Below are 25,359 nucleotides of genomic sequence, written 5' to 3' on the forward strand. Positions count from 1 at the left end.
ACTCTTTCACCATCGCTAAAATGTTGCATACCCTGTGGATTTCAAGTTGCAGCTAGGCGCCCAGCTTGTTCATCCCCCGGAGCTTACTCAAGGTAAGTGACTGGGGTGAACCAGCGCAGGCAACAACGCTGCGGCTTGAAAGACGACGGGTATCGGTCATCCTAGCACAGCTTGCAGGGGCAAAGTGGCGCACGGCGATTGAGAGTTTTTCAGGTTGCCCGGCAACACCTCCGATGAGATGACGGACGGCTTGCAATTCATCGGTAAAAAACGAAAATGAATTCCATCATACGGAAAGAGGAAGCACACCATGGCCACCCCCGCTCCCGCCAAACGCGGCAAGAAGCCCCGCGCCGCCGCCCCGGCCGCCAGCGCGGCGACCGGTCAGGTACAGTCGCTGACCCGCGGCCTGAAGCTGCTGGAATACATCGCCGAGGCCCAGGGCAACGTGGCGCTGACCGATCTGGCCCAGCAGGCCGGGCTGCCCAACTCCACCACCCACCGGCTGCTCACCACCATGCAACAGCAGGGATTCGTGCGCCAGGTCGGCGATCTCGGCCTGTGGACCATCGGCTCGCACGCCTTTGTGGTCGGCAGCAGTTTCCTGCAGAGCCGCAACCTGCTGGCGATGGTGCACCCGACGCTGCGCCGCCTGATGGAAGAGTCCGGCGAAACGGTCAACCTGGCGGTGCTGGATCAGGCCGAACACCAGGCGATCATCATCGATCAGGTGCAGTGCACCGCGCTGATGCGCATGTCGGCACCGATCGGCGGCAAGCTGCCGATGCACGCCTCGGGCGCCGGCAAGGCGTTTCTCGCCACCCTGCCGGACGACCTGGTGACCAAGCTGCTGCACAAAAAGGGCATGCAAACTTATACCCAGCACACCCTGACGCCGCACAACCTGAAAGAGGGTCTGTCGCAGATCCGCAAACAGGGCTTTTCCTTTGACGATGAAGAGCACGCGCTCGGCCTGCGCTGCGTAGCGGCCTGCATCTTCGACGAACACCGCGAAGCCTTCGCCGCCATCTCCATCTCCGGCCCGGTGTCGCGCATTACCGATAACCGCGTGATTGAACTGGGTGCGCTGGTGATCCACGCGGCGAAAGAAATCAGCCTGGAATACGGCGGCGTACGCTGACATTCCCCGCCTTCGGGGCGCCGTCGCCGCGCCCCGCCGGTTTTCCCTCGCTGTTGTCAGCATGTAACAGACCATCGGGTTCCTGTTTCCTCCATCGGATAAAAACTTGAAGCCGATCACAGTTAACGATCCTCATCGCTAAAGCCCATTGCAACCGGCGAAACTTCCTTCGACAATGTTACCGATAACATGTTACCGGTAACAACCTACGCAAGGTAACGCCATCTGTCGTTTTGGAGCTAAGCCATGACCAATAATCAAAACCGAATCTACGTCATCATGGGCGTTTCCGGCAGCGGCAAATCCGCCGTGGCCGCCGCGGCGGCCCGCCAACTCTCCGCCGGATTCCTCGACGGCGACTTCCTGCACCCGCGCAGCAACATCCTGAAAATGGCCGCCGGCGAACCGCTGAACGACGATGACCGCGCCCCGTGGCTGGCCGCGCTCAACGACGCCGCCTTCGCCATGCAGCGCACCCACGGCGTGTCGATCATCGTCTGCTCGGCGCTGAAAAAGCATTACCGCGACCGCCTGCGCGCCGGCAACGGCAACCTGTCGTTCATCTACCTGCACGGTGATTTCCCGGTGATCGAGGCCCGCCTGGCGGCGCGCAACGGCCACTTCTTCAAGCCGCAGATGCTGGTCACCCAGTTTGCCGCCCTGGAGCAGCCGGGCATTGACGAAAGCGACGTGATGGCCATCGACATCAACCAGCCGCTGGCAGGCGTGATTGCCGATACCGTGCAGCATATCCAGAGCTTCCTGCCGCAGGACGTGTGCGCGTGAGTACGCTCACACTGGTCGGTACCGCAGTCGGCTCGGTTTTACTGCTGTTATTCCTGGTGATGAAGGCGCGCATGCACGCCTTCGTCGCGCTGATGCTGGTGTCCATCGCCGCCGGCATCTTCTCCGGCATGCCGCTGGATCGCATCGCCGACACCATGCAGAAAGGCATGGGCGACACGCTGGGCTTCCTGGCCATCGTGGTGGCGCTGGGGGCGATGTTCGGCAAGATACTGCATGAGGTCGGTGCGCTCGATCAAATTGCGGCGCAATTGCTGAAACGATTCGGGCAAAGCAAGGCGCACTATGCGCTCGGCATCGCCGGCCTGATCTGCGCCCTGCCGCTGTTCTTCGACGTGGCGGTGGTGCTGCTGATCGGCATCGTATTCGCCGTGGCGCGCCGCACCGACGGCAATATCGTCAAGCTGGCCATTCCGCTGTTCGCCGGCGTGGCGGCGGCCGCCTCCTTCCTGCTGCCGGGGCCGGTGCCGATGCTGCTGGCGTCGCAAATGAAGGCCGACTTCGGCTGGATGATCGCCATCGGCCTGGTGGCCGCGGTGGTCGGCATGCTGATTGCCGGCCCATTGTACGGCAGCTTCATCAGCCGCTACGTCAACTGGCCAATGCCGGCCGATGAAAACGAGCCGACGCTCGGCAAGGGCAACCTGCCGTCGTTCGGCTTCAGCCTGGCGCTGGTGCTGTGCCCGCTGGTGCTGGTCGGCATGAAGACCATCGGCGCGCGCCTGGTGACGCCCGGCTCGCAGCTGCAGCAGTGGCTGGAGTTTATCGGCCACCCGTTCACCGCCATTCTGCTGGCCTGCCTGATCGTGATTTACGGCCTGGCGAAACCGCGCGGCATGACCAACGAACAAACGCTGGCCATCTGTTCCGCCGCGGTGCAACCGGCCGGCATCATCCTGCTGATGACCGGCGCAGGCGGCGTGTTCAAGCAGATCCTGGTGGACTCGGGCGTCGGCCCGGCGCTGGGTGACGCCATGATAGGCACCGGCCTGCCGATCGCCGTGGCCGCGTTTGCCCTCTCCGCCATGGTGCGGGTCATTCAGGGCTCGGCCACCGTCGCCTGCCTGACCACCGTCGGCCTGGTGCTGCCGGTGACCAGCCAGCTCGGACTCGGCGGCGGGCAGCTGGCCGCGCTGGCCATCTGCATCGCCGGCGGTTCGATCGTGTTGAGCCACGTCAACGACGCCGGCTTCTGGCTGTTCGGCAAATTCACCGGCGCCAACGAACTGCAAACGCTGAAAACCTGGACGGTGATGGAAACCCTGCTGGGCAGCGTAGGCGGCATTATCGGCATGATTGCGTTCACGATGTTCTAAACCATAACGACATAATCCGCCCCCGGCCATGGCTCACCAGGGCTGCATTTCACCACCGGGGGCACCGCCACAGGCGGCGTCTATAACAACAGCAATGTGAGGAAGGCATGATTAATTCAACCCTGGCCCGTGTCACACAGCGCATCATCGACCGCTCCAAACCCCACCGCGCCGCTTATCTGGCGCGCATCGACGCGGCGCGTTCCCAGACCGTGCACCGCGCGCAGCTGGCCTGCGGCAACCTGGCGCACGGCTTCGCCGCCTGCCAGCCGGATGACAAGGCCGCGCTGAAAAACATGGTGCGCAGCGATATCGCCATCATTACCGCCTATAACGACATGCTGTCGGCCCACCAGCCTTACGAGCACTATCCGCAGCGGCTGAAACAGGCGCTGAAGGCCGTCGGCGCGGTCGGCCAGGTGGCCGGCGGAGTGCCGGCGATGTGCGACGGCGTGACCCAGGGCCAGGACGGCATGGAGCTGTCGCTGATGAGCCGCGATGTCATCGCCATGTCGGCCGCGGTCGGCCTGTCGCACAATATGTTCGACGGCGCGCTGTTCCTCGGCATCTGCGACAAAATCGTGCCGGGATTGGTGATGTCCGCCCTGTCCTTCGGCCATCTGCCTTCGCTGTTTGTGCCGGCCGGCCCGATGAGCAGCGGCCTGCCGAACAAGGAAAAAGTGCGCGTGCGCCAGCTGTACGCCGAAGGCAAGGCCGACCGCCTGGCGCTGCTGGAGGCCGAAGCCGCCTCCTATCACGGCATCGGCACCTGCACCTTCTACGGCACCGCCAACACCAACCAGATGGTGATGGAAGTGATGGGCCTGCATCTGCCGGGCGCCTCCTTCGTGCACCCGGATACCCCGCTGCGCGATGCGCTGACCGACGCCGCCGCCCGTCAGGTGACCCGCCTGACCGAAACCGCCGGCAACTATCTGCCGATCGGCCAACTGGTGGACGAGAAAGTGGTGGTCAACGGCATCGTTTCGCTGCTGGCCACCGGCGGCTCCACCAACCTGACCATGCATATGGTGGCGATGGCGCGCGCGGCCGGCATCATCATCAACTGGGACGACTTCTCCGAGCTGTCGGACGCGGTGCCGCTGCTGTGCCGCATCTACCCCAACGGCCCGGCCGACATCAACCAGTTCCAGGCCGCCGGCGGCGTGGCGTTGGTGGTGCGCGAACTGCTCCAGCACGGCCTGCTGCATGAAGACGTGCACACCGTGGCCGGTTTCGGCCTGCAGCGCTACACCCAGGAGCCCTGGCTGGATAACGGCCGGCTGGCCTGGCGCGAAGGCGTGGCAACCTCGCTCGACGCCGGGGTTATCGCCAGCGTCGAGCGGCCGTTCGAACACCACGGCGGCACCAAGGTGCTGGCCGGCAATTTGGGCCGTGCGGTGATGAAAACCTCGGCGGTGCCCGCCGATAACCAGATTATCGAAGCGCCGGCGGTGGTATTCGAAAGCCAGCACGACATCGTGCCGGCCTTCGAAGCCGGCAAGCTGGATCGCGACTGCGTGGTGGTGGTGCGCTTCCAGGGGCCGCAGGCCAACGGCATGCCGGAACTGCACAAGCTGATGCCGCCGCTGGGGGTACTGATGGACCGCGGCTTCAAGGTGGCGCTGGTGACCGACGGCCGCCTGTCCGGCGCCTCCGGCAAGGTGCCTTCCGCCATCCACGTGACGCCGGAGGCCTATACCGGCGGCGTGCTGGCGAAGGTGCAAAACGGCGACCCGATCCGCGTCAACGGCCGCAGCGGCGAACTGGAGCTGCTGGTCGATGCCGAGACGCTGGCGCAGCGCGCGCCGTGCCAGCCGGACCTGAGCGCCGAACACATCGGCTGCGGCCGCGAGCTGTTCGGCGCCTTGCGCAGCCAGCTTTCCGGCGCCGAACAGGGCGCCTGCTGCATCAAATTCTAACGACAGCATGGCCGCGCAGCCCGGTGGCGGCGGCCATAACCGGAGAACGTCATAATGAACAATTGGAAGACAAGCGCTGAGCAAATCATGACCGCGGGCCCTGTGGTGCCGGTCATCGTGATCAACAAGCTGGAACACGCCGTGCCGTTGGCGAAAGCCCTGGTCGCCGGCGGCGTGCGGGTGCTGGAAGTGACGCTGCGCACCGCCTGCGCCATGGAGGCCATCCGCGCCATCGCCAAAGAGGTGCCTGACGCCATCATCGGCGCCGGTACGGTGATCAACCCGCAGCAGCTGCAGGCAGTGACCGAGGCCGGTGCGCAGTTCGCCATCAGCCCGGGCCTGACCGCCGATCTGCTGCAGGCGGCGACCGCCGGTTCAATTCCTTTGATTCCGGGCATCAGCACCGTTTCCGAACTGATGCTCGGCATGGACCATGGGTTACGCGAGTTCAAGTTCTTCCCGGCGGAGGCCAACGGCGGCGTGAAGGCGCTGCAGGCGATTGGCGGCCCGTTCCCGCAGGTGCGCTTCTGCCCGACCGGCGGCATTTCCCCTGACAACTACCGCAGCTACCTGGCGCTGAACAGCGTGCTGTGCATCGGCGGTTCCTGGCTGGTGCCGGCGGATGCGTTGGAAAGCGGCGACTACGCGCGCATCACCGAACTGGCGCGCGCCGCCGTGGCGGGTGCCGTCGCCTGACAGCCCCGGGTTACAGCGCGGCGGAGGTGGCCGGCAATGCCGCCCCGCTGCGCTGGCTGAACCGCCGTTTCTTGCGGTAGGCGAATACGTCCTCCACATGCCCTTCGCGGATGCGCTGCTGCAGGCCGCGCCAGTAGTCCGCCTCGAACAGATCGCTGTGCATCTCTTCAAATACCTGGCGAATGCGCCGGTCGCCGCACAGGAAATGGCGAAACTCCTCCGGGAACACGTCGTTCGGTGAAATGCTGTACCAGGGCTCGCTGGCCAGCTCATCTTCCGGGTAACGCGGCGGCGGAATATCGCGGAAATTCACCTCGGTCATATAGCAAATTTCGTCGTAATCGTAGAACACCACCCGCCCATGGCGGGTGACGCCAAAGTTCTTGAACAGCATGTCGCCGGGGAAGATATTGGCGGCCGCCAGCTGCTTGATGGCGTTGCCGTACTCTTCGATCGCGTCGTGCAGCTGTTGTTCGTTGGCCTGCTCCAGGTACAGGTTCAGCGGCGTCATGCGCCGTTCCATATACAGGTGCCTGATCAGGATACGGTCGCCGAGATCTTCCAGCTTGCCCGGCACCTCGCGCTGCAGCTCGGCCAACAGCTCCGGGCTGATGCGCGCCTTGTCGACCACGAAATTTTCGTATTCCTGAGTATCCGCCATGCGGCCGACGCGGTCGTGCTCCTTGACCAGCTGATAGCAGGCCATCACCTGCGCCTGGGTGACCTCTTTTTGCGGCGCGAACTCGTCTTTGATCACCTTGAACACCCGATCGAACGACGGCAGGGTAAACACCAGCATCACCATGCCCTTGACCCCCGGCGCGATGATGAACTGCTCCTGCGACCGGGCCATAAACGTCAGATATTCGCGGTAACACTCGGTTTTGCCGTGCTTCTGGCAGCCGATCGCCATATACAGCTCGGCGGTGGTCTTGCCCGGCAGGATCTCGCGCAGCCATTCGACCATCGCCGCCGGCAGCGGGGCGTAAACCATAAAATAGGAGCGGGCGAAGCCGAACACGATGCTGGCCTCGGCCTTGCTGGTCAGGCAGGTATCGATAAACAGCGCGCCCGAATCGCTGTGGTGGATCGGCAACAGAAACGGGTAGACGCCGTCCGTCAACCGCAGCTTGCCGACCAGCCAGGCGGCCTTGTTGCGGTAAAACAGTTCGTTGGCGATTTGGAAGGTCGCCCCGGCCAGCTGCCGGGCGCTGAAGGTTTGCTGCAGCGCCTGCGTGATGTAACGGATATCGCGCGCCAGATCCTCCCACGGCAGGCGCAAGGGCAGATCGGTCAGCAGGCTGCGCAGCATGGCGGGCAGGTCGCCCTCGGCGGTGAAATCGCGCGCCAGCGGGCGCGGAATGTCGCGAAAGCGCCGCTCAGGCTGCGAACTGAACACGAACAGCTTTTCCGGCGTCAGCTCGCGATGGCGGAACAGCCGGCAGTAAACCGAATTGAAGAAGCTTTCGGCAATCTCGAAACGCGGGTAGTCCGGCAGCAGGTCGGTATAGACCGCCTTCACCCGGCTGGGAAAGCCGGCGTCGAAAACCTGCTGCCCGGTGATGCACTTCAGCTGTTCCACCACCAGGCCGACGTGATGGTCGTACAGATGGATGCGCTTTTTCATCGCCTGCTGCACCGCCGGCCAGTCCGCCTGCTCGAAGCGCTGCTGCGCGCCGGCGGTCACCTCGAGAAAGCGGCCGTACTGCGCATCGAAGCCCTGCAGGATCGTCTGTGCGATCAATAACTCCAGTTTTGCCGCCATCTTTACCCTCGCCAGAAAACAGAGCCTGCAAACGCAGGCTCCGGGTTAGACCTTGTCAGCGTTGCCGCTTCAGAACTGCTGCTCTTCCGTCGAACCGGTCAGCGCGGTGACCGAGGAGGCGCCGCCCTGGATGACGGTGGTGACCTTATCGAAGTAGCCGGTGCCCACTTCCTGCTGGTGCGAGGCGAAGGTGTAACCGCGCTCGACGGCGGCGAATTCCGGCTGCTGGACTTTCTCGACGTAGTGCTTCATGCCCTCGCCCTGCGCGTAGGCGTGCGCCAGGTCGAACATGTTGAACCACATGCTGTGGATGCCCGCCAGGGTAATGAACTGGTATTTGTAGCCCATATCCGACAGCGCCTGCTGGAAGCGGGCGATGGTCTGGTCGTCCAGGTTCTTCTTCCAGTTGAACGACGGCGAGCAGTTGTAAGCCAGCAGCTTGCCCGGGAATTCGGCGTGGATGGCGTCGGCAAAGCGCTGGGCCGCCGCCAGATCCGGCGTAGAGGTTTCGCACCACACCATGTCGGCGTAAGGGGCGTAGGCCAGACCGCGGCTGATCGCCTGCTCGATGCCGGCATGGGTGCGGAAGAAACCTTCGGCGGTGCGATCGCCGGTCACGAAGGCGCTGTCGTACGGGTCGCAGTCGGACGTCAGCAGGTCAGCCGCATCGGCGTCGGTGCGGGCGATCACCAGCGTCGGCACGCCGAGCACGTCGGCCGCCAGGCGGGCGGCAACCAGCTTCTGCACCGCTTCCTGCGTCGGCACCAGCACCTTGCCGCCCATGTGGCCGCACTTTTTCACCGCCGCCAGTTGGTCTTCGAAGTGCACCCCGGCGGCGCCCGCTTCAATCATCGCCTTCATCAGTTCGAAGGCGTTCAACACGCCGCCGAAGCCGGCTTCGGCATCCGCCACGATCGGCAGGAAGAAATCGGTGTAGCCTTTGCTGCCCGGCTCAATCTTGTTGGCCCACTGGATCTGATCGGCGCGGCGGAAGGTATTGTTGATGCGCTCCACCACCTTTGGCACCGAGTCTACCGGATACAGCGACTGATCCGGATACATCGCGGCCGCGCTGTTGGCGTCCGCCGCCACCTGCCACCCGGAGAGGTAGATAGCCTCGACGCCGGCCTTGGCCTGCTGCAGCGCCTGGCCGCCGGTCAGGGCGCCCAGACAGTTGACGTAGCCTTTGCGCGCCTTGCCGTTCAGCAATGCCCACAGTTTGGCGGCGCCGTTCTGCGCCAGCGTGCAAACCGGGTTCACCGAGCCGCGCAGGTTGATCACCTCTTCGGCGCTGTAAGGGCGGGTGATGCCTTCCCAGCGGGCCGATTTCCATTCCTGTTCCAGCTGCTGAATCTGTTGGCTGCGAGAGGTAGACATAATTTTTATCCTTTTCAGTCATGTAGGGTTAAAGGTCAGGAAAGGGTTCAGGCCAGCAGTTCATAGCCGGGTAAGGTCAGGAAATCGATTAATTCGTCTTGCGTGGTGATGCGCTCCATCAGGCGCGCCGCCTCTTCAAACCGGCCGGCGTTAAAGCGCGCTTCCCCCACTTCTTCACGCACCACCAACATCTCTTCTTGCAGCATCTGGCGGAACAGCGCCTTGGTTACCGGGCGGCCGTCGCTCAGGCTTTTCTCGTGGTGGATCCACTGCCAGATTGAGGTGCGGGAAATTTCCGCCGTCGCCGCATCCTCCATCAGGCCGTAAATCGGCACGCAGCCGTTGCCGGAGATCCAGGCTTCGATGTATTGCACCGCCACGCGGATATTGGCGCGCATGCCCGCTTCGCTGCGTTCGCCTTCGCAGGGCTCCAGCAGCTGGGCGGCGCTGATCGGCGCGTCGCTTTCGCGCAGCACTTCCAGCTGGTTCTGGCGGTTGCCCAACACGCCGCTGAACACCTCCATCACGGTATCCGCCAGCCCCGGATGCGCCACCCAGGTGCCGTCGTGGCCGTTATTGGCCTCCAGCTCTTTGTCGGCCCGCACCTTGTTCAGCACCCAGGCGTTTTTCTCTGCGTCTTTGCTCGGAATAAACGCCGCCATGCCGCCCATGGCGAAGGCGCCGCGTTTGTGGCAGGTCCTGATCAGCAGGCGTGAATAGGCGCTGAGGAAAGATTTTTCCATGGTCACCGACTGACGATCCGGCAATACCCGATCGCCGTGGTTTTTCAGCGTCTTGATATAGCTGAAGATGTAATCCCAGCGGCCGCAGTTCAGCCCGACGATATGATCGCGCAGGTGATAAAGGATCTCGTCCATCTGGAATACCGCGGGCAGCGTTTCGATCAGCACCGTGGCCTTGATGGTGCCGCGCGGCAGATCGAAACGATCTTCGGTAAAGCTGAACACGTCACCCCACCAGGCCGCCTCTTGCCAGGATTGGGTCTTCGGCAGGTAGAAGTAAGGGCCGCTGCCGTTGGCCAGCAATTGACGGTAGTTGTGGAAGAAGTACAGCGCGAAGTCGAACAGGCCGCCGGGGATGGCTTCGCCCCGCCACAGCACGTGCTTTTCCGGCAGGTGCAGGCCGCGCACCCGGGCGATCAACACCGCCGGGTTCGGCTTCAGCTGGTAAATTTTGCCGGCTTCATTGGTGTAGGAGATAGTGCCGTTGACCGCATCATGCAGGTTGATTTGACCCTCGATCACTTTGTCCCAGCTTGGCGCCAGAGAATCTTCGAAGTCCGCCATAAACACCTTCACATTGGCGTTCAGGGCGTTGATCACCATCTTGCGTTCTACCGGCCCGGTGATCTCCACCCGGCGGTCACGCAGGTCTTGCGGTATGCCGCGGATCTTCCACTCTGAATCACGAATGGAAGCCGTTTCCGAAATGAAATCAGGCAGTGCACCCTGGTCGATCTTGTGCTGCGCGCTGGCGCGCGCCGCCAAGAGTTCGTTGCGGCGTGGCGTAAACTTCCCTACCAGCTCCGCCAGGAATTCGACCGCGTCATCCGTTAACACCTGCCGCTCTGCAGCGGTGAAACCCTGCGTAAACGTTAACTCCGTGCCTACTGTCTGTTGCGTCATGGCCTTGCTCCTTCCTCTCGTTGCGCGCCGCGATTACCGCCGCGACCGGCGCCTTTTCATCAGAAATCACTGTGGATCAGGGCGAATGAAACGATCCTCAACTGGTCAGATCACATCCCGATAGATCTAGAATACTCAACTAAAAACAAAAATCAAAAACGATTTCCATTTTATTGGAAAATATTTTATTAACCTATATTTATCAATTTGTTAGCTTTAATAACATGAAAAAACGGTAAGGAAACCGGTTCCAATAACCAAGGAGGAGGTAGTTAATGCGTTGTTGTGAAACGAGTTTTGGCAAAAGATCGAAAGCGCGGGAAGGATCCTGAAGAGGGCATAGCGGCGCGGCGGCCTCGATTCAGCCGCCGGCCAGGGAACAAGGTTACTCGAGAGTGGGGTTCATGCGGCGCAGATCGAATGGCGTGATCTGGTAGACGTAATAGTTGAGCCAGTTGGAAAACAACAGGTGGCCATGGCTGCGCCAGGAAGCTTTCGGGGGGAGTTCGGGGTTGTCGTCGGGGAAGTAGTTGAGCGGTACACCGGGGTTAAGGCCGGCAGCGTAATCGCGACAATACTCGCCCGCCAGGGTCAGTGCGTCGTACTCCGGGTGACCGGTTACAAACGCCAGGCGCTTGTCCTTGCTGGCGAACAGGTAAGCGCCGGTTTGCTCGGACTCGGCCAGAATATCCAGGTCGGTATAGCGGCGGATAATTTCGGTCGGGAAATCCGCATAGCGCGAATGCGGCGCCAGAAAGGTTTCATCAAAACCGCGCGTCAGCAACGCATGCTGCTGCAGCGTCTGATGCTGATAAACGCCGGACAGCTTCTCTTCGCGCGTCATCTTGGGAATGCCGTACAGGATGTTCAGCGCCGCCTGTACCGCCCAACAAACGAACAGCGTGGAGGTGACGTGGTTTTTGGCCCAGTCGATGACGCGTTCAATCTGCGGCCAATAGGCGACGTCGCAGAAATCGACCAGCCCCAGAGGGGCGCCGGTAACGATCAGGCCGTCGAAGTTCTCCTCCTGAATGTCTTCAAAATCGCAGTAGAAGTTGTTCAGATGCTCGGCCGGCGTGTTCTTCGACTCGCGGCTGTCGATGCGCAGCAGCTGGATATCAATCTGCAGCGGGGAATTGGAGAGCAGACGCAGAAACTGATTTTCCGTCTCGATCTTCTTTGGCATCAGGTTGAGGATCAGCACTTTCAACGGCCTGATTTCCTGTGTTTTTGCCCGAGAGGATGTCATGACAAAGACATTCTCATTGCGCAAGAAACTGACTGCAGGTAACTCATCAGGCACACGAATCGGCATTGCTTAATCCTCACACATCCGTTTATACGTTTAGACTTCTAGATGCCCGAAGATAGCGTTTTTTTAACCGGATGTCGAGTCTTCAACGGGAAGGTGAAAATGTTTCATTGCACCAGAGCGCGCGGTTGGCAGGCGCAAAGCAAAAAGGCCACCCTTGCGGGTGGCCTCTTGGCTTAATTGATGCTTGGCAGTGTCCTGCAATATTCGTCTCATCCTGAGACTCACCCCTGCAGGGCCGCCGCCAGCGGCGTTCCCATCCGTTCCCGACGGATGGGTCGCATGCCCATGCTCGAGCAGCGCACTGAATAACAGACAAAGTAAAAAGCCCCATGCTTTCGCATGAGGCTTTGTACTTTGTTTGATGCTTGGCAGTGTCCTACTCTCGCATGGGGAGACCCCACACTACCATCGGCGCTACGGCGTTTCACTTCTGAGTTCGGCATGGGGTCAGGTGGGACCACCGCGCTATTGCCGCCAAGCAAATTCTTTTGATTCTTTTTGCCGAACTTCTAAACCCACTTTAAATAAAGTGGTGCTGATACCCAGAGTCGAACTGGGGACCTCACCCTTACCAAGGGTGCGCTCTACCAACTGAGCCATATCAGCACACTAATTTGATGCCTGGCAGTGTCCTACTCTCGCATGGGGAGACCCCACACTACCATCGGCGCTACGGCGTTTCACTTCTGAGTTCGGCATGGGGTCAGGTGGGACCACCGCGCTATTGCCGCCAGGCAAATTCTGTTTCATTCTTGGCCGTTACTCGCGTAACCACCAGAACCAATCTAAGAACTTCGCTGAAAATTATTCGTCTCTCTAAAACACCTTCGGTGTTGTAAGGTTAAGCCTCACGGATCATTAGTACTGGTTAGCTCAATGCATCGCTGCACTTACACACCCAGCCTATCAACGTCTTAGTCTTAAACGTTCCTTCAGGGGCCTTAAAGGCCCAGGGAAGACTCATCTCGAGGCAAGTTTCGCGCTTAGATGCTTTCAGCGCTTATCTTTTCCGCACTTAGCTACCGGGCAGTGCCATTGGCATGACAACCCGAACACCAGTGGTGCGTTCACTCCGGTCCTCTCGTACTAGGAGCAACCCCTCTCAATCTTCCAACGCCCACGGCAGATAGGGACCGAACTGTCTCACGACGTTCTAAACCCAGCTCGCGTACCACTTTAAATGGCGAACAGCCATACCCTTGGGACCTACTTCAGCCCCAGGATGTGATGAGCCGACATCGAGGTGCCAAACACCGCCGTCGATATGAACTCTTGGGCGGTATCAGCCTGTTATCCCCGGAGTACCTTTTATCCGTTGAGCGATGGCCCTTCCATTCAGAACCACCGGATCACTAAGACCTACTTTCGTACCTGCTCGAGCCGTCACTCTCGCAGTCAAGCTAGCTTATGCCTTTGCACTAACCTCACGATGTCCGACCGTGATTAGCTAACCTTCGTGCTCCTCCGTTACTCTTTGGGAGGAGACCGCCCCAGTCAAACTACCCACCAGACACTGTCCTCACCCCAGATTATGGGGCCGAGTTAGAACATCAAACATTAAAGGGTGGTATTTCAAGGTTGGCTCCACGCAGACTGGCGTCCACGCTTCAAAGCCTCCCACCTATCCTACACATCAAGGCTCAATGTTCAGTGTCAAGCTATAGTAAAGGTTCACGGGGTCTTTCCGTCTTGCCGCGGGTACACTGCATCTTCACAGCGAGTTCAATTTCACTGAGTCTCGGGTGGAGACAGCCTGGCCATCATTACGCCATTCGTGCAGGTCGGAACTTACCCGACAAGGAATTTCGCTACCTTAGGACCGTTATAGTTACGGCCGCCGTTTACTGGGGCTTCGATCAAGAGCTTCGCCTTGCGGCTGACCCCATCAATTAACCTTCCAGCACCGGGCAGGCGTCACACCGTATACGTCCACTTTCGTGTTTGCACAGTGCTGTGTTTTTATTAAACAGTTGCAGCCAGCTGGTATCTGCGACTGGCTTCAGCTCCATCCGCAAGGGACTTCACCTACGCGCCAGCGTGCCTTCTCCCGAAGTTACGGCACCATTTTGCCTAGTTCCTTCACCCGAGTTCTCTCAAGCGCCTTGGTATTCTCTACCTGACCACCTGTGTCGGTTTGGGGTACGATTCTGTGTTACCTGATGCTTAGAGGCTTTTCCTGGAAGCTTGGCATCAACTACTTCTGCACCGTAGTGCATCGTCATCACGCCTCAGGGTTGACAGCGTTCCGGATTTACCGGGAACACCCCCCTACACGCTTAAACCGGGACAACCGTCGCCCGGCTAGCCTAGCCTTCTCCGTCCCCCCTTCGCAGTAACACCGAGTACAGGAATATTAACCTGTTTCCCATCGACTACGCTTTTCAGCCTCGCCTTAGGGGTCGACTCACCCTGCCCCGATTAACGTTGGACAGGAACCCTTGGTCTTCCGGCGAGCGGGCTTTTCACCCGCTTTATCGTTACTTATGTCAGCATTCGCACTTCTGATACCTCCAGCAACCCTCACAGGCCACCTTCAACGGCTTACAGAACGCTCCCCTACCCAACAACGCCTAAGCGTCGCTGCCGCAGCTTCGGTGCATGGTTTAGCCCCGTTACATCTTCCGCGCAGGCCGACTCGACCAGTGAGCTATTACGCTTTCTTTAAATGATGGCTGCTTCTAAGCCAACATCCTGGCTGTCTATGCCTTCCCACATCGTTTCCCACTTAACCATGACTTTGGGACCTTAGCTGGCGGTCTGGGTTGTTTCCCTCTTCACGACGGACGTTAGCACCCGCCGTGTGTCTCCCGTGATAACATTCTTCGGTATTCGGAGTTTGCATCGGTTTGGTAAGCCGGGATGGCCCCCTAGCCGAAACAGTGCTCTACCCCCGAAGATGAGTTCACGAGGCGCTACCTAAATAGCTTTCGGGGAGAACCAGCTATCTCCCGGTTTGATTGGCCTTTCACCCCCAGCCACAAGTCATCCGCTAATTTTTCAACATTAGTCGGTTCGGTCCTCCAGTTAGTGTTACCCAACCTTCAACCTGCCCATGGCTAGATCACCGGGTTTCGGGTCTATACCTTGCAACTATTCGCCCAGTTAAGACTCGGTTTCCCTACGGCTCCCCTATACGGTTAACCTTGCTACAAAATATAAGTCGCTGACCCATTATACAAAAGGTACGCAGTCACACCACGAAGGTGCTCCCACTGCTTGTACGTACACGGTTTCAGGTTCTATTTCACTCCCCTCGCCGGGGTTCTTTTCGCCTTTCCCTCACGGTACTGGTTCACTATCGGTCAGTCAGGAGTATTTAGCCTTGGAGGATGGTCCCCCCATATTCAGACAGGATGTCACGTGTCCCGCCCTACTCATCGAACTCACAGTTAATGCGTTTTAGTGTACGGGGCTATCACCCTTTGCTGCGCGACTTTCCAGACGCTTCCACTAACGCAAGAACTGATTCAGGTTCTGGGCTGTTCCCCGTTCGCTCGCCGCTACTGGGGGAATCTCGGTTGATTTCTTTTCCTCGGGGTACTTAGATGTTTCAGTTCCCCCGGTTCGCCTCGTTAAGCTATGTATTCACTTAACGATAGTGCAACGAATTGCACTGGGTTTCCCCATTCGGGTATCGCCGGTTATAACGGTTCATATCACCTTACCGACGCTTTTCGCAGATTAGCACGCCCTTCATCGCCTCTGACTGCCTAGGCATCCACCGTGTACGCTTAGTCACTTAACCTCACAACCCGAAGGCGTCTTTTATGAATAATCGACACTTCGCATTGCAAACATTTGAGAGACTCTATGACAGGTTACTCCTCATCCCAATATTTCTACGGAGGGACAAGTTTCAGCCGTCATGTTTCAATTTTCAGCTTGTTCCAGATTGTTAAAGAGCAATATCTTAAACACGACTCGCAAGAGTCATCTTTAAGATTTTTTCGGTTACGAATAACCGGTGATAATGTCTTTCACTCATTATCGGAATGGCGTCCCCAAGGGGATTCGAACCCCTGTTACAGCCGTGAAAGGGCAGTGTCCTAGGCCTCTAGACGATGGGGACACGAAAATCCGATTAAACTGAACGTTTTAATCGGTTCGCATCAGCATGAGTCAGAGACTCATTACATCAACAGGTGCGCATTGCTCGTTACTTTTTCATCAGACAATCTGTGTGAGCACTTCACGCGAATCGATATCATTAGGTAAGGAGGTGATCCAACCGCAGGTTCCCCTACGGTTACCTTGTTACGACTTCACCCCAGTCATGAATCACAAAGTGGTAAGCGCCCTCCCGAAGGTTAAGCTACCTACTTCTTTTGCAACCCACTCCCATGGTGTGACGGGCGGTGTGTACAAGGCCCGGGAACGTATTCACCGTAGCATTCTGATCTACGATTACTAGCGATTCCGACTTCATGGAGTCGAGTTGCAGACTCCAATCCGGACTACGACGTACTTTATGAGGTCCGCTTGCTCTCGCGAGTTCGCTTCTCTTTGTATACGCCATTGTAGCACGTGTGTAGCCCTACTCGTAAGGGCCATGATGACTTGACGTCATCCCCACCTTCCTCCGGTTTATCACCGGCAGTCTCCTTTGAGTTCCCGACCGAATCGCTGGCAACAAAGGATAAGGGTTGCGCTCGTTGCGGGACTTAACCCAACATTTCACAACACGAGCTGACGACAGCCATGCAGCACCTGTCTCAGAGTTCCCGAAGGCACCAATCCATCTCTGGAAAGTTCTCTGGATGTCAAGAGTAGGTAAGGTTCTTCGCGTTGCATCGAATTAAACCACATGCTCCACCGCTTGTGCGGGCCCCCGTCAATTCATTTGAGTTTTAACCTTGCGGCCGTACTCCCCAGGCGGTCGATTTAACGCGTTAGCTCCGGAAGCCACGCCTCAAGGGCACAACCTCCAAATCGACATCGTTTACAGCGTGGACTACCAGGGTATCTAATCCTGTTTGCTCCCCACGCTTTCGCACCTGAGCGTCAGTCTTCGTCCAGGGGGCCGCCTTCGCCACCGGTATTCCTCCAGATCTCTACGCATTTCACCGCTACACCTGGAATTCTACCCCCCTCTACGAGACTCTAGCTTGCCAGTTTCAAATGCAGTTCCCACGTTAAGCGCGGGGATTTCACATCTGACTTAACAAACCGCCTGCGTGCGCTTTACGCCCAGTAATTCCGATTAACGCTTGCACCCTCCGTATTACCGCGGCTGCTGGCACGGAGTTAGCCGGTGCTTCTTCTGCGAGTAACGTCAATGCGATGCCGTATTAAGACATCGCCCTTCCTCCTCGCTGAAAGTGCTTTACAACCCGAAGGCCTTCTTCACACACGCGGCATGGCTGCATCAGGCTTGCGCCCATTGTGCAATATTCCCCACTGCTGCCTCCCGTAGGAGTCTGGACCGTGTCTCAGTTCCAGTGTGGCTGGTCATCCTCTCAGACCAGCTAGGGATCGTCGCCTAGGTGAGCCATTACCCCACCTACTAGCTAATCCCATCTGGGCACATCTGATGGCGTGAGGCCCGAAGGTCCCCCACTTTGGTCCGTAGACGTTATGCGGTATTAGCTACCGTTTCCAGTAGTTATCCCCCTCCATCAGGCAGTTTCCCAGACATTACTCACCCGTCCGCCGCTCGTCACCCAGAGAGCAAGCTCTCCTGTGCTACCGCTCGACTTGCATGTGTTAGGCCTGCCGCCAGCGTTCAATCTGAGCCATGATCAAACTCTTCAATTAAAAGCTTGATTTGCTTCAACTCGTGAAGCGATGCTCAAAGGTTACTGCTTCAAAAATTGCTTTTTTACAAGCTAGTCACTCTTCAAGACTTGATATTTTTTCGTACCCGAAGGTACTGGATATCGTCTTGTGGAGTGCCCACACAGATTGTCTGATAAATTGTTAAAGAGCAGTGAGTTAGCCGCGTTGGCTTGCTAACTCGAGGTGGCGTATATTACGCTTTCCTCTTTCAGAGTCAACCCTAATTTTCAGGATTTTTTCTCTTTCTTCCTGGCCGCCTCGTGAAGCGAATCACTTGCCGTTGTGCCCGGTCGATGGAGGCGCATTATAGGGATCCGAGTTTTTTGCACAACCCCTTTTTTGATCTTTTCTTTCCGTTTGCACACTTTTCAGTCCTTTCGGGTGGATCTTGCGCGATCGGGGCCGTTTTTCACAGGATCCGCCGCTGTGACTGGTTGTAATTCCATCAGCAGCGTCTAGTATTGCCGGTAAATATGATCCCGACGTGAGGCTATCACCATGTCCGATGCAGTACGCTCTTATCTTCATTACTCTCCCAAACTCGGTCAACGCGTCATGATCGATCCCTCCAGCGTGGTGATCGGCAACATTGAGCTGGCCGATGACGTCAGCGTTTGGCCGCTGGTCGCCATTCGTGGCGACGTGAATGCGGTAAAGATCGGCGCGCGCAGCAATATCCAGGACGGCAGCGTGCTGCACGTGACCCACAAATCCGAACATAATCCCGAAGGCTACCCCTTGCTGATTGGAGAAGACGTGACCGTGGGCCACAAGGCCATGCTGCACGGCTGCGCCATCGGCAACCGGGTACTGGTAGGTATGGGATCGATCCTGCTGGACGGTGCGGTAATAGAAGACGATGTGATGATTGGCGCCGGTAGCCTGGTGGCGCCGGGTAAACGACTGGTCAGCGGCTATCTCTATATGGGCAGCCCGGCACGCCAGGTTCGCCCGTTAACCGCCGCCGAGCTGGAAGGGCTTGTCTACTCTTCAACTAACTATGTGCGCTGGAAAGACGAATACCTGTCGGAAGATATCTGACAAGCTCCCGTTCCCTGACGGGAACGGGCCCCGTTTATGCCGCCAGTTCGCTGCGCAGCTGACGCAGCACCGGTTCGATCTCCGGCATTACGCCATGCCAAAGCAGAAACGCATGGGCCGCCTGCCCCACCAGCATCCCCAAACCATCGGCATAGTCGGTTGCCCCCTGCTGTTGCGCCCAGGCCAGGAAGGGCGTTGGCCCCCGTTGATAGAACATGTCGTAGCAACGGGTATGGCGGTTAACCACGCCGTTCGGCAACGCGGGGACCTCGCCGTTGATGCCGGAAGCCGTGGCGTTGATCACCAGATCGAAGGACCGTTGCCCAAGCTGATCCAACGGCAATGCCGAGATCCCGCCAAGATGGCTGAACGCCTGCGCCAGATCTTGCGCCCGGCTGAACGTCCGGTTGGCGATCGTCAACTCACAGCCAAAGGACAGCAGCGGCAAAATCACGCCGCGCGCCGCGCCGCCGGCGCCCACCAGCAAAATACGATCCTTGGGCCGGATCAACTGCTGACGTTCCAGATCGGTCAGCAAGCCGATACCGTCGGTGTTATCCCCCAACAGCCCCCCGTTCGGCAACCGTTTAAGCGTGTTCACCGCCCCGGCAGACGAGGCGCGTTCGCTCAGCTCCGTTGCCGCTGCATAGGCCTGTTCTTTAAAGGGCACGGTTACGTTCGCGCCCTGACCGCCGGCAGCGATAAACGCCTGCAGGCTGGTTTCGAACCCCTCCAACGGCGCCAACACCGCACCATACGGATGATCAATCCCGGTCTGCGCAGCGAACAGCGCATGAATTCGCGGCGACTTGCTGTGGCCGATAGGGTTGCCGAATACCGCAAACTTCTCCATACACATACCTCTAGCCCTGGCGGATCTGTTCGCCGGTCAGGGCATCTCTGATTTCTGAAGGGTTAAGGCGGCCGCCAACGCTGCCGGCCAATACCGGGAACGCGGCGCCAAACTGCTGCGTCACTTCATCCGCGTTGCGGCAAGGTTCCTGCCCACTGAGATTGGCGCTGGTCGACACCAGTGGCTTGCCGTACTGCCGGCACAGCTGCTGCACCAGCGGATGGTCGCTGACGCGCACCGCCAGCGAGCTGAAACGCCCGGTCAGCAGCCGCGGCGTTTCCGGCCGTGCAGGGATTACCCAGGTCACCGGGCCTGGCCAGCTGGAGAATATCGCGGCGCGTTGCCGTTCATTCAGCGCACTGTCATCTATATAAGGCGCTAGCTGCGCATAGTCTGCGGCGATCAGGATCAACCCCTTCTCCCACGGCCGTTGCTTCAAGGCCAGCAGCGCATTGACCGCCTGCTCGCTGTCGGGATCGCATCCCAGGCCGAATACGGCCTCGGTAGGATAAGCGATCACCTGTTGATTATTCAGAGCGTCGATAATAGACGCGAGGGCGGAGGTAAGTTCTGAGCTCATGGTGTGATTATTCTGTGGTTGCGACGGGTTTTCCGCACAGTTTACTGGCACAGCAAAGGGTCGGGCCTTTTGCCGTACGCTTCTCCATCAGCAGCGGATAGTGGCAGTAGGCGCACTCGCCGGCGACAGGTTTGAAATTAAGGGCGAACTGACATTCCGGGTAGCGATCGCAGGAATGAAATACCTTGCCGTAGCGCGACTTGCGCTGCAACAGCTTGCCCTGGCCGCATTGCGGACAGGTGATGGTGGTTTCATCCGGTTTATCAATCGCTTCGGTATGATCGCATTCCGGGTAATTGCTGCAGCCGATGAACATGCCGTAACGCCCCTGGCGCAGCGCCAGCGTCGCCTGACACTTCGGGCATTGCTGCCCCTCCAGCACCTTGACGATGTGGCCATCGGCCTGCGCTTTAAGCGGCCGAATATGCTGGCATTCGGGGTAACGGGAACAGCCAAGAAAGGGGCCGTGGCGACCGCTGCGGATCACCAGCTCGGCCCCGCATTCTGGACAGGGTTCATTTTGCCTCGCGGCAAAAATCGCTGTTTTTGTCATAACTTCTTCTATGCGTGTTACCGGCTCAGTGCAGATAACCTTCGTTTACTTCAAACAACAGTTCTTCCATTTGTTGATAAGCGCTTTCATATCCGGGGATATTAAACAGCACCATCAACACCACCCATTTCAGATCTTCGAGATCGAATTCCGTGTTATCCAAAGCCATAACACGATCGATAACCATTTCACGGGTTTCGAGGTTCAATACCTGAATCTGTTCCAGGAACAGGAGGAAACCACGGCAACCGGCATCCAAACGCATGCCTTCCTCTTCGGTGTAGATCCGCATCGCCAGCGGATCGGCATCCATAAAGTAAGGCGCATTTTCGCCTTCCTGCAGGTCAGCAAGTTTTTCAAGCCAATTCAACGCGTTGTAGATATCATCCCGATGAAACCCCGCCTCAGCGAGATCATCGGTCAGCTGATCCTGATCGACGCGCATCTCTGGTTCATTGTGGATATAAGTTTCAAACAAGTACATGAGTACGTCGAACATGGCCTGCCCTCCTTATACGGACATAGCCGCCGGGTACAGCTGCGATCCACCCTGCTAACTCCAGATCGAGTAACTTGATTACCACCTCTGGCACAGGTTGGCCGGCACGTTCAGCGACGACGTCAACAGGTGTCACCTCATCTCCTACGTTAGCCAACACATCGGCAAATGGCAATTCAACTTCGGCCTCAGACGCACAAATAGTTGTATTTTCGTCCAGTGGCAGCCAATTCAGACCGCTTCCCAGCTGTTCAGCGATGTCTTTCGGGCCGGTGACCAGATAAGCCCCCTGCTGAATCAGCCAGTGCGTGCCTTCGCTCATCGGGTTGCCCAGCGCACCGGGCAAAGCGAAAACCTCCCGCCCCTGCTCCAGGGCATAGCGGGCGGTGATCAGGGTGCCGCTGCGCAACGAGGCCTCAACCACCAGTACGCCCAGGCTCAGCCCGCTGATAATGCGGTTACGGCGCGGAAAATGATCGGCCAGCGGCAAATCGGTAACCAAATGCTCGGAAATCACCGCCCCGCCCTGATCGACAATCTGTTCGGCGAGCCGCCGATGCCGGCGCGGATAGACGTTGGCCAGCCCGCTGCCCAATACCGCCACCGTGCAGCCTTCGGCCTCCAGGGCGGCGCGATGGCAAATACCGTCAATACCGATGGCCAACCCGCTGGTGACCGTAAAGCCGCAGTGCGTCAGCTCGCCGGCGAAGTAACGGGCCCAGCGCTCGCCGTAGTGGCTGAACCGGCGGCTGCCGACCATGGCGATTTGCGGCTGCAGCAGCGCCTGGGGGTTGCCCTGCACCAATAACCATAACGGCGCATCGTCGATATGGCTCAGCCGTTCAGGATAGCCGGCCTCGCCATAGCTCAGCATCCGACAGCCCGTCTGTTCCAGCCAACGCAGCGTAGCGGCCAGATACTGGGGATCCGCCTGCAGAAACTGCGCCCGCTGCCGGTCATTCAGGCCCAGCTCGCGCAGCAGCCTGCGGGGCTGGCCGCCGGCCGCCGCTAATTGCCGTATCATTCGGCTGGCCGATGCGGCGCCAAGCCCCGCCACTCCGCGCATCCGTAAGCTGATTTCTTCTGGCCGCATCGCCTGTTCCCTCGCAAAAAGCGGTGGTATGACCCATTCGAGCAATTGGTGCGCAATGCTGTCAATCAGGCCGAGAAATGTCTAGAATAGAAGCTAAACCTCGTTTATCACTCGGATACAGATCTAAAGATATATGTCAGTCTTGCAGGTATTACATTTCCCAGACGACCGGCTGCGCAAAGTTGCTGCGCCGGTAAAAGAAGTCAATGCAGATATCCAGCGCATCGTGGATGATATGTTTGAAACCATGTACGCAGAGGAAGGCATTGGCCTGGCTGCGACTCAGGTGGACATCCATCAGCGCATTATCGTGATTGACGTTTCCGAGAACCGCGATCAGCGCCTGGTGCTGATCAACCCGGAGCTGCTGGAAAAAAGCGGCGAAACCGGCATCGAAGAAGGCTGCCTTTCCATTCCCGAACAGCGCGCTCTGGTTCCGCGCGCCGCCAACGTGAAGATCCGCGCGCTGGATCGCGACGGCAAACCTTTCGAGCTGGAAGCGGACGATCTGTTGGCGATCTGCATCCAGCACGAGATGGACCACCTGGTAGGCAAGCTGTTCGTCGATTACCTGTCGCCGCTCAAGCGTCAGCGTATCCGTCAGAAACTGGAAAAAATGGCCAAGCTTAACGCCCGCGCCTAACCGATCAGGAAATCAACGTGTCTGACTCTTTACGGATTATTTTCGCCGGAACGCCAGACTTCGCAGCGCGTCATCTTGACGCGCTGTTGTCATCCGGGCACCAGATTGTCGGCGTATTCACCCAGCCCGATCGGCCGGCCGGCCGCGGCAACAAGCTGACGCCAAGCCCGGTCAAACTATTGGCGGAGCAGCATCAACTGCCGGTATTTCAGCCCAAGTCATTGCGGCCGGAAGAGAACCAGCGGTTGGTTGCCGATCTTAACGCCGACGTGATGGTGGTGGTGGCCTACGGCCTGATCCTGCCGAAAGCGGTGTTGGACATGCCGCGCCTGGGCTGCATTAACGTGCACGGTTCTCTGCTGCCGCGCTGGCGCGGCGCGGCGCCGATCCAGCGTTCGCTTTGGGCCGGCGACGGTGAAACCGGCGTCACCATCATGCAGATGGATGTGGGGCTGGATACCGGCGACATGATGCACAAGGTCGCCTGCCCGATTGAAGCCGACGATACCAGCGCCAGCCTGTACGACAAACTGGCGCAGCTCGGCCCGCAGGGCATGTTGACCACGCTGCGGCAGATGGCGGACGGCAGCGCCAAGCGCGAAGTGCAGGATGAATCGCTGGTGACCTACGCCGAGAAGCTGAGCAAGGAAGAGGCGCGCCTGGACTGGAGCCTGTCCGCCGCCCAACTGGAGCGCTGCATTCGCGCCTTCAACCCCTGGCCGGTCAGCTACTTCGTCATCGACGATCAGCCGGTGAAGGTGTGGCAGGCCAAGGTGTTGGCGGTAACCACCGATGCCGAGCCGGGCACCGTGGTGCACGCCGACAGGCAGGGCATTCAGGTGGCGACCGCCGACGGCGTTCTTAACCTGACCCAGCTGCAGCCGGCGGGCAAAAAACCGATGTCGGCGCAGGATTTACTGAATTCACGTCGAGAATGGTTTACCCCGGGCAATCGGCTGTAACCCCCTCCACTGCCCGGCCGTTAAACGCCGGGCCGTTTCTTTCTTAATGCCGATAGTGGTCAGCTTTAGCCTATGAAAAACAATTACAATCTCCGAAGCCTCGCTGCCAAAGCCATCGGCCAGGTGCTGGATCAGGGTCAGTCGCTCAGCACTGTCCTGCCGGCACTGCAAAACGCTATCAGCGAAAAGGATCGCGCGCTGCTGCAGGAGCTGTGCTTCGGCACCCTGCGCGTGCTGCCCCAGCTTGAGTGGTGCATTCAACAGCTGATGGCCAAGCCGATGACCGGCAAACAGCGCACCCTGCACTATTTGCTGATGGTCGGGCTGTACCAGCTGCTGTATACCCGTATTCCGCCGCACGCAGTGCTGGCGGAAACCGTAGAAGGCGCCGTCGCGCTGAAGCGGCCGCAGCTAAAAGGGCTGATCAATGGCGTATTGCGCCAATTCCAACGCCAGCAGGAAGAGCTGCTGCAGCGTGCCGCCAATAACGACAGCCGCTATCTGCACCCGAGCTGGCTGTTGAAACGCATTCAGCAAGCTTACCCTGCGCAGTGGGAACAGCTGGTCGACGCCAATAACCAAAAGCCGCCGATGTGGCTGCGCGTCAACCGTCTGCATCATACCCGCGAGGGCTACCTGCAGCTGATGGCCCAGGCCGGTATCGCCGCCGAACCGCACCCCGAGTATATTGACGCGCTGCGCCTGCTGGCGCCGTGCGCCGTAACCAGTCTGCCGGGCTTTGCCGAAGGTTGGGTTACCGTGCAGGATGCTTCGGCGCAGGGCTGTATCCCCCTGCTGGATCCGCAGGATGGCGAACAGATCCTCGATTTGTGCGCGGCGCCGGGAGGTAAAACCACCCATATTCTGGAAGCCGCGCCCAAGGCGCACGTGATGGCCGTCGATATCGACGAACAGCGATTGGCGCGGGTCAACGAAAACCTGCAGCGCCTGCGTCTGCATGCCGAAGTCAGACTGGGCGATGGCCGCACGCCGCAACAGTGGTGCGGCGATAAGCAGTTCGATCGCATTCTGCTGGACGCTCCCTGCTCTGCCACCGGCGTGATCCGCCGCCACCCCGACATCAAGTGGCTGCGCCGCGATCGCGACATCGCCGAACTGGCCGCCCTGCAGGCGGAAATTCTGCAGGCGGTGTGGCCGCATCTGAAATCCGGCGGCGTGATGGTTTATGCGACCTGTTCCATACTGCCTGAAGAGAACAGCGAGCAGATTGCCGCCTTCCTGCAAAGCCATGCCGATGCCAGGCTGGTTGAGCCGGCCCGGCAGAACCTTCCTCATCCTGAGGATGGCGATGGCTTCTTTTACGCTAAGCTGATTAAAATGTAATGCTTCAGGGCGTGCTCCCGCGCCCTGAGTCTTT

At 59.0% G+C, this 25,359-nt stretch carries 18 protein-coding genes, 2 tRNA genes and 4 rRNA genes; 9 read left to right on the forward strand and 15 right to left on the reverse strand.

Annotated features, from left to right (window positions below; genetic code table 11):
• The first annotated feature begins 310 nt into the window (after positions 1–310).
• The 5 genes from iclR to D7I37_RS05060 all read left to right on the forward strand — a co-directional run bounded on the left by iclR (position 311) and on the right by D7I37_RS05060 (position 5,879).
• Complete coding sequence (iclR, locus tag D7I37_RS05040) at positions 311–1,141, forward strand: glyoxylate bypass operon transcriptional repressor IclR (protein ID WP_061799224.1); 831 nt, start codon at positions 311–313, stop codon at positions 1,139–1,141.
• Positions 1,142–1,387: 246 nt separating this feature from the next.
• A complete protein-coding gene (gene gntK / locus D7I37_RS05045; RefSeq protein ID WP_061799225.1) occupies positions 1,388–1,927 on the forward strand; it encodes a gluconokinase in 540 nt (179 codons plus the stop codon).
• Positions 1,924–3,261, forward strand: coding sequence for a gluconate transporter (gntU, locus tag D7I37_RS05050; protein WP_129543412.1), 1,338 nt, complete (start codon positions 1,924–1,926; stop codon positions 3,259–3,261). Before gntK ends, gntU begins: the two co-directional genes overlap by 4 nt.
• 107 nt (positions 3,262–3,368) lie before the next feature.
• Positions 3,369–5,183, forward strand: a complete 1,815-nt coding sequence (gene edd, locus D7I37_RS05055) for a phosphogluconate dehydratase (RefSeq protein WP_129543413.1) — start codon at positions 3,369–3,371, stop codon at positions 5,181–5,183.
• A gap of 54 nt (positions 5,184–5,237) precedes the next feature.
• Positions 5,238–5,879, forward strand: coding sequence for a bifunctional 4-hydroxy-2-oxoglutarate aldolase/2-dehydro-3-deoxy-phosphogluconate aldolase (locus D7I37_RS05060; protein ID WP_061799228.1), 642 nt, complete (start codon positions 5,238–5,240; stop codon positions 5,877–5,879).
• Positions 5,880–5,889: 10 nt separating this feature from the next.
• Here D7I37_RS05060 and aceK read toward each other — a convergent pair whose 3' ends face one another.
• The 10 genes from aceK to D7I37_RS05110 form a co-directional block, all read right to left on the reverse strand.
• Complete coding sequence (gene aceK / locus D7I37_RS05065; protein ID WP_061799229.1) at positions 5,890–7,644, reverse strand: bifunctional isocitrate dehydrogenase kinase/phosphatase; 1,755 nt, start codon at positions 7,642–7,644, stop codon at positions 5,890–5,892.
• 69 nt (positions 7,645–7,713) lie between these two features.
• On the reverse strand, positions 7,714–9,021 hold the full coding sequence (gene aceA / locus D7I37_RS05070) for an isocitrate lyase (RefSeq protein WP_061799231.1): 1,308 nt from the start codon (positions 9,019–9,021) through the stop codon (positions 7,714–7,716).
• Between the two features lie 47 nt (positions 9,022–9,068).
• Entirely contained in the window at positions 9,069–10,667 is a 1,599-nt protein-coding gene (aceB, locus tag D7I37_RS05075; RefSeq protein WP_095099534.1) for a malate synthase A, read from the reverse strand.
• A gap of 385 nt (positions 10,668–11,052) precedes the next feature.
• Positions 11,053–11,982: a homoserine O-succinyltransferase gene (gene metA, locus D7I37_RS05080; protein ID WP_095099539.1), complete on the reverse strand. Its 930-nt coding sequence runs from the start codon at positions 11,980–11,982 to the stop codon at positions 11,053–11,055.
• 363 nt (positions 11,983–12,345) lie between these two features.
• Positions 12,346–12,461, reverse strand: a 5S ribosomal RNA gene (rrf, locus tag D7I37_RS05085).
• A 51-nt stretch (positions 12,462–12,512) separates the two neighbouring features.
• Positions 12,513–12,588: transfer RNA gene (locus D7I37_RS05090), tRNA-Thr, on the reverse strand.
• A 13-nt stretch (positions 12,589–12,601) separates the two neighbouring features.
• Positions 12,602–12,717, reverse strand: a 5S ribosomal RNA gene (gene rrf / locus D7I37_RS05095).
• A gap of 102 nt (positions 12,718–12,819) precedes the next feature.
• Positions 12,820–15,727 (reverse strand): 23S ribosomal RNA (locus D7I37_RS05100).
• 248 nt (positions 15,728–15,975) lie between these two features.
• A tRNA-Glu gene (locus tag D7I37_RS05105) sits at positions 15,976–16,051 on the reverse strand.
• 143 nt (positions 16,052–16,194) lie between these two features.
• Positions 16,195–17,736, reverse strand: a 16S ribosomal RNA gene (locus D7I37_RS05110).
• The 16S, 23S and 5S rRNA genes sit together here with 2 tRNA genes alongside, the layout of an rRNA operon.
• A 519-nt stretch (positions 17,737–18,255) precedes the next feature.
• Here D7I37_RS05110 and D7I37_RS05115 point away from each other — a divergent pair.
• Complete coding sequence (locus tag D7I37_RS05115) at positions 18,256–18,798, forward strand: gamma carbonic anhydrase family protein (RefSeq protein ID WP_129543414.1); 543 nt, start codon at positions 18,256–18,258, stop codon at positions 18,796–18,798.
• Between the two features lie 34 nt (positions 18,799–18,832).
• Here the strand turns inward: D7I37_RS05115 and aroE are convergent, their stop codons facing one another.
• From aroE to dprA, 5 genes are read right to left on the reverse strand one after another with little or no spacing between them, the layout of a single operon-like run.
• Positions 18,833–19,651 (reverse strand): shikimate dehydrogenase, encoded by an 819-nt coding sequence (aroE, locus tag D7I37_RS05120; protein ID WP_061800494.1) that lies wholly within the window; start codon positions 19,649–19,651, stop codon positions 18,833–18,835.
• Positions 19,652–19,661: 10 nt separating this feature from the next.
• A complete protein-coding gene (gene tsaC, locus D7I37_RS05125; RefSeq protein ID WP_061800493.1) occupies positions 19,662–20,231 on the reverse strand; it encodes an L-threonylcarbamoyladenylate synthase type 1 TsaC in 570 nt (189 codons plus the stop codon).
• Positions 20,232–20,238: 7 nt separating this feature from the next.
• Positions 20,239–20,784: a type I DNA topoisomerase gene (locus D7I37_RS05130; protein ID WP_061800492.1), complete on the reverse strand. Its 546-nt coding sequence runs from the start codon at positions 20,782–20,784 to the stop codon at positions 20,239–20,241.
• Positions 20,785–20,809: 25 nt separating this feature from the next.
• Positions 20,810–21,283, reverse strand: coding sequence for a DUF494 family protein Smg (gene smg, locus D7I37_RS05135; protein ID WP_061800491.1), 474 nt, complete (start codon positions 21,281–21,283; stop codon positions 20,810–20,812).
• Positions 21,255–22,376, reverse strand: a complete 1,122-nt coding sequence (gene dprA / locus D7I37_RS05140) for a DNA-protecting protein DprA (protein ID WP_129543415.1) — start codon at positions 22,374–22,376, stop codon at positions 21,255–21,257. The genes smg and dprA overlap by 29 nt, the downstream gene beginning before the upstream one ends.
• A 133-nt stretch (positions 22,377–22,509) precedes the next feature.
• Here dprA and def point away from each other — a divergent pair, with 133 nt between their 5' ends.
• The 3 genes from def (at position 22,510) to rsmB (ending at position 25,325) form a co-directional block, all read left to right on the forward strand.
• On the forward strand, positions 22,510–23,019 hold the full coding sequence (def, locus tag D7I37_RS05145; protein ID WP_061800488.1) for a peptide deformylase: 510 nt from the start codon (positions 22,510–22,512) through the stop codon (positions 23,017–23,019).
• Between the two features lie 17 nt (positions 23,020–23,036).
• On the forward strand, positions 23,037–23,981 hold the full coding sequence (gene fmt / locus D7I37_RS05150) for a methionyl-tRNA formyltransferase (protein ID WP_061800487.1): 945 nt from the start codon (positions 23,037–23,039) through the stop codon (positions 23,979–23,981).
• A 72-nt stretch (positions 23,982–24,053) separates the two neighbouring features.
• Complete coding sequence (rsmB, locus tag D7I37_RS05155; protein WP_129543416.1) at positions 24,054–25,325, forward strand: 16S rRNA (cytosine(967)-C(5))-methyltransferase RsmB; 1,272 nt, start codon at positions 24,054–24,056, stop codon at positions 25,323–25,325.
• Positions 25,326–25,359 lie beyond the last annotated feature (34 nt).

It is taken from the genome of Serratia sp. 1D1416, assembly GCF_003641105.1.
GTDB lineage: Bacteria > Pseudomonadota > Gammaproteobacteria > Enterobacterales > Enterobacteriaceae > Serratia > Serratia ficaria.